We start from the raw sequence: 4,551 nt of genomic DNA, 5'->3' as shown, positions 1-4,551 counted from the left end.
GGCAACTAACGCCTGGAATGCTGCCACTCGAGCCGCTTGAATCCCGACCATCAGCATTCCCTCGTCGACCGGACGTTAACGTGACAATACCCGCGTACGTCCTGATTCATAAACATCTCCTTTGTCCCCGACTGCGAGGTTAAAGGAAATGTCCCGCGAGTAACGGCATATCTACAGGCGAGTCATTCTGCTCGCCAGATATGCACCCAAGCCACAACGGAAATGGCTAACCAGACACCCGTGCGCAAGGTCATCGCGCCGAGGGTGCGCATCTCATAGGCATTGCCTTGCAGCACATGAGCGCCGAAGGCCAGAAAAACCAGAACGGTGGCAACCAGAATACCTGTTGATATCCAGGCCGCTGACCGGTGCCGAAGAAACAGTCCAATGCCGGCCACGACATAGGCGAATCCTGCCAGAAAGTTGAACCACAGCACGAAGGGCACTGCATTACCAACGGCTGCGCGTGCTTCATCGCCACCAAACAAGGCCCGTCCGCCTGAGAAAACAGTCAACGCGCCGAACACTATTGCCACGCTCGCCGCTATGTTCAGGGCGCGGTTGCCAGTGGTTGCATTTTTCATGTCGCGCCCCCTTCCGTTCCATCAAGTCGGCCGTCGCGTAAGTGGAACAGCTTGTCGAACCGGTCGTAAATCTTTTCATCATGCGTCACCGCGATGATGCAGGCGTCTTGCTCAGCTGCGAGCTTGCGCATCAGGTCCATCACGATCCCGGCCCTCTGGCTGTCAAGCGCCGCAGTTGGTTCATCTGCCAGAATGATGCGCGGGCTGTTGGCAAGGGCGCGTGCGATGGCCACACGCTGCGCCTCACCTCCGGACAGAAGCGCGGGCATCGCATCCCTGCGGTGACCGACCTCCAGATAGTCCAGCAGTTCGACAGCGCGCCTTTGCGCCTCGACCGTCGACTTTCCAGCCAGTTTCAGCACCAGAGCAACGTTATCCTTGGCATCGAGAAATGGCAGAAGATTATGGAACTGAAAGATAAACCCGATCTTGTCGAGCCGTAGCCTACGCAAATCGTTTCGCAGCCATTGCTTGTCGTAAACCGCCTCATTGTCCAGCGTAACCTTCCCCGTACTCGGAGCAATGATGCAGCCAATGACATTCAGAAGCGTCGTTTTACCCGATCCAGACGGGCCGAGTAGTGCCACCACTTCGCCCGCCTCGACTGACAGATCAACACCCTTCAGTGCATCGACACGTGCACCGCCCTCGCCAAAGTGCTTTGAGACATTGGTAACATCTACAATCACGCGGCGCGGATCATTGAGCATGACGTCACCCTCCGATTGCCGTAGCCGGATCGACCTTGAGTGCTGCACGAACGCCAAGGCCGCTGGCGACGATGCAGACAATGAGGATGATCCCTGCCAGCGCGACGGCGTTGATCGGCTCCAACACAACCCGGCGGGGGAAGTAGTCTTTGACAAGCAGGATAAGGATCAGACCGAAACTCCAGCCGACCGCACCAAGTGCAATGGATTGCTGCACGATCAGCCCGATGATCGTGCGGTCGGGGGCGCCGATCAGTTTGAGTGTGGCGATCTGCTTTAGCTTTTCCATGGTCATCGTGTAGATAATCAATGCGATCACAACGGCTGAAACGGACAATAAGATGCCCAGAAACAAACCTATCTGCCGCTTTGCCCGATCCACCACAGACATTAGCAAGATAGACTCCTGATCGGCTTGTGTCAGGGCCCCAAGATGTTTCCATTGGCGCACCGACTGCGCCACTGCTTGCGGGTCTGCAAGCGGTTCAAGCCGTGCGATCACAGCCGCAACGCTGTCCTGACTTTCGAGCAACCCCGCGCCTCGTGCCTCCTGGACGCGTTGAGCCGACGGGGCCAGTTGCGTCTGTAGCACTTGCGCATCGCGCAAGGTGATAAACGCCGCCGGATCACCGGCGGAATTCATCGTATCCTCGACCAACCCGACCACAGTGAAAGGATCGCGGCCCAGTCGGATCACATCGCCGACGGACAGTCCGGATTTGGCATCTGCCACGATCTCGAAATGGGACTGGCTGATCCCACGCCCTACCGAGATTGCTTCGGGTCCACCGGGGTGACCTGGCTCGTATCCGATCACGTACAGGCGTAGCGTTTCGCCGCGAAAGGGCGCTTCGACGGTCTGGTATGTGATGCTGCCCGCTTCGGCCACGCCATGCAATCGCCCCACGGCATCACGGGTGCCGTCGGGAATTTTCGAGGCTTCTGCAAACGGTCCGCGTGTACCAGATTCAACAATCCAAAGATCTGCTCGAGGTGCTTTGACGATGTTCAGCGCGTCCGCAACCAGCCCATTGTAAATACCAATCATTGCCAGCACGACCGCCATCAGAAGGCTGAGGCCGAGGCAAGTCAGCATGAAGCGGAACAGATTGTGACGCACATCGCGGTAGGCGAGGTTCATGGCGCATCCCTCTCGACGACCCGAACCATGCGCCCCTCAGACAGCCCTTTACCGGGTGCCAGGATGACCTGCGAGCCGTCGGGAATACCACCGACCAGTTCGACCCGCGCATCCTCGGTCCGGTGACCGAAGACTGCCGACACCTGATGCGCACGCCCATCCTGCGCGACCCATATAAGACCTTCATGCCCGTCAAAACCGGTTATTGCGATCTCGGGAACCAACATCGCATCGACCAGCTCTGTCACTGTGATCCAAGCTTCGGCCTGTTCGCCAAGAAAAACCTGTTCCGGGCACTGATTGCATGCAATCCAGACCCGGCGTTCTTCGTTCACCCGGTCACTTTCTATACCGATCCGCGCGATCTTGCCTGTGAAGACCTTATGGGGCAAAGACCGCAACCTCACTTCGGCAACTTGTCCGAGTTGCAGGGGCCCGGCCCTCTCTTCATCAATGTAGGCCAAAGCCCAAACAGTGTTCGGGTCCAAAAGGGTAAAGATAGGTTCACCAGCGACAACAACAGTACCTGCTTCGACGTGGCGCTCAACAACGACCGCGTCAAATGGCGCCCGCAACACATGATGATCAAGCAGCACACGCTCGTATTGCAGGGCTGCCTTGGCGTCACTTTGCATGGATTTGGCAACCTCAACATCACTTTCTGCTACGGCCAGATCAGCGGCTGCAACATCGACATCCCGCTGCGCCTCTTCTGCAGCCTGAGTCGAGACGGCATTGCGCCCGGCAAGTTCCTGCTGGCGCGCATTTGTCGACTGCCGTTGCGCAAGAATGGCACGCGCGCGGATCACATTTGCCTCAGCCTTGCCCAAAGTGGCCTCTGCGGCGGCAATCCCGGCTTTGGCGCGCGCGACTTTTGCTTGTTGTTCCGTCGGATGAAGCCGGGCAAGGACTTGCCCCGCTTTGATCGTATCACCACTGTCGACCGAAAGTTCTGTCAGCGTGGCACCAACTTCAAATCCGACATCTGAGACGATCCGGGCCTCGACCGTCCCCAGCCCATAAACACGAACAGGGACATTCTTTTCAATTGCGGCAGTGGAAACATTAACCGGGCGCTCTGTAAGGACAAGCCAGCCAAAGACGGCGAGGCCGACAGCAAGGGTAACACCGAAGATGATACGGCGGTTCATGGCGAAACCCCTGTACTTGCTATTCGGAATAGCCGCATCTGAGCGTCGAGCAATCGGTGCCCTTCGGATTCCAATGCGAAACCGCGTTTCCCTAGAGTCCAGCGGATCGCCAACCCTTGTACCAGTGAGATCAACAGTAGCGCTCCGTCTTCAGGCGGCAGGTTTGTGTCGAACAGGCCCGCTTTCTGTCCGTTGGTCAGCTCGATGGACAGCAATGCGACCAATTCAGTCATCAGCGTAAGAACAGCTTGCCGGAGATCGTCGTTTTCTACCTGTAGCTCGCGCGAGAAAAGAATAGACGGGATGGCCGGCATAGTCTCGATCTGGTGCAATTGAGCCAAAATCAGCGCTTTGATCCGCTCTGCCGGATCGGCAGATGTCCTAAGCGCGTCACCCCACGCGGTTCGGAGGCGTTCAGAAATCTCGTTAGCTACCGCCAACCATAAATCCTGTTTGGTCGCGAAGTGCCGGAAGATTGCGGGCTGCGTCAGCCCGACTGCATCAGCAACCGACTGTGTGGTCAGGCGATCAGGGCCCAACTCGTCCGCGAGGCGCAGCATGGCTTGTACGATCTCGGTCTTGCGTTCATCTGCGGGCTTGCGGGCGGGCATTCGAAACCATTATGTTAGTGAGTAATAACTAACTTATTAAGGCGAGATACACTTGACGTCAAGCGCATCTGGATTTGATTACGTTATCAGGGTCGGAAGGGGGCATATGGCAACTTTTGGTAGCAAGAAGATCGACAGATAAACGGTGGGCAGCACCCGATAACTGCGCGACACCTATAGTCAAACTTTGGGAATAACACGACATCAAGCCGCTTGTGCTCGTCGCTGACTTCAAACGCAACGCAGTCTCCTGTGAGGTTAATTCGCTGTCCGCCATCAGCACCCATGGAACAGACTAGGTTGATTGCGTAGCGGAGGATTTCAGGCTCATCGTAACCATCAGAGAGTGGAGAT

At 56.9% G+C, this 4,551-nt stretch carries 5 protein-coding genes; all 5 read right to left on the bottom strand.

The genetic code is table 11. The annotated features are described in order from the left end of the window. Positions 1-182: 182 nt before the first annotated feature. Genes ACR0D9_RS20470 through ACR0D9_RS20450 form a run of 5 tightly spaced genes read right to left on the bottom strand, consistent with a single transcriptional unit; the run spans position 183 to position 4,197 of the window. Complete coding sequence (locus ACR0D9_RS20470) at positions 183-584, bottom strand: hypothetical protein (protein ID WP_480484951.1); 402 nt, start codon at positions 582-584, stop codon at positions 183-185. Next, positions 581-1,294, bottom strand: a complete 714-nt coding sequence (locus tag ACR0D9_RS20465; protein WP_480484950.1) for an ABC transporter ATP-binding protein — start codon at positions 1,292-1,294, stop codon at positions 581-583. Before ACR0D9_RS20465 ends, ACR0D9_RS20470 begins: the two co-directional genes overlap by 4 nt. A 4-nt stretch (positions 1,295-1,298) precedes the next feature. Further along, positions 1,299-2,435: an ABC transporter permease gene (locus ACR0D9_RS20460; protein ID WP_480484949.1), complete on the bottom strand. Its 1,137-nt coding sequence runs from the start codon at positions 2,433-2,435 to the stop codon at positions 1,299-1,301. After that, on the bottom strand, positions 2,432-3,586 hold the full coding sequence (locus ACR0D9_RS20455) for an efflux RND transporter periplasmic adaptor subunit (RefSeq protein WP_480540086.1): 1,155 nt from the start codon (positions 3,584-3,586) through the stop codon (positions 2,432-2,434). Before ACR0D9_RS20455 ends, ACR0D9_RS20460 begins: the two co-directional genes overlap by 4 nt. Beyond that, on the bottom strand, positions 3,583-4,197 hold the full coding sequence (locus tag ACR0D9_RS20450) for a TetR/AcrR family transcriptional regulator (protein WP_480540084.1): 615 nt from the start codon (positions 4,195-4,197) through the stop codon (positions 3,583-3,585). The genes ACR0D9_RS20455 and ACR0D9_RS20450 overlap by 4 nt, the downstream gene beginning before the upstream one ends. Between the last annotated feature and the right edge of the window lie 354 nt (positions 4,198-4,551).

The organism is Ruegeria sp. AK11 (assembly GCF_056541095.1).
The sequence above is the reverse complement of the archived record's forward strand: the minus strand, read 5'-3'. Positions and strand labels throughout refer to the sequence as shown.

Bases quoted from the DNA above. Each gene is read 5' to 3' on its own strand.
- ACR0D9_RS20470 (WP_480484951.1), bottom strand. From the start codon at position 584: ATGAAAAATGCAACCACTGGCAACCGCGCCCTGAACATAGCGGCGAGC.
- ACR0D9_RS20450 (WP_480540084.1), bottom strand. From the start codon at position 4,197: ATGCCCGCCCGCAAGCCCGCAGATGAACGCAAGACCGAGATCGTACAA.
- ACR0D9_RS20465 (WP_480484950.1), bottom strand. From the start codon at position 1,294: ATGCTCAATGATCCGCGCCGCGTGATTGTAGATGTTACCAATGTCTCA.
- ACR0D9_RS20460 (WP_480484949.1), bottom strand. From the start codon at position 2,435: ATGAACCTCGCCTACCGCGATGTGCGTCACAATCTGTTCCGCTTCATG.
- ACR0D9_RS20455 (WP_480540086.1), bottom strand. From the start codon at position 3,586: ATGAACCGCCGTATCATCTTCGGTGTTACCCTTGCTGTCGGCCTCGCC.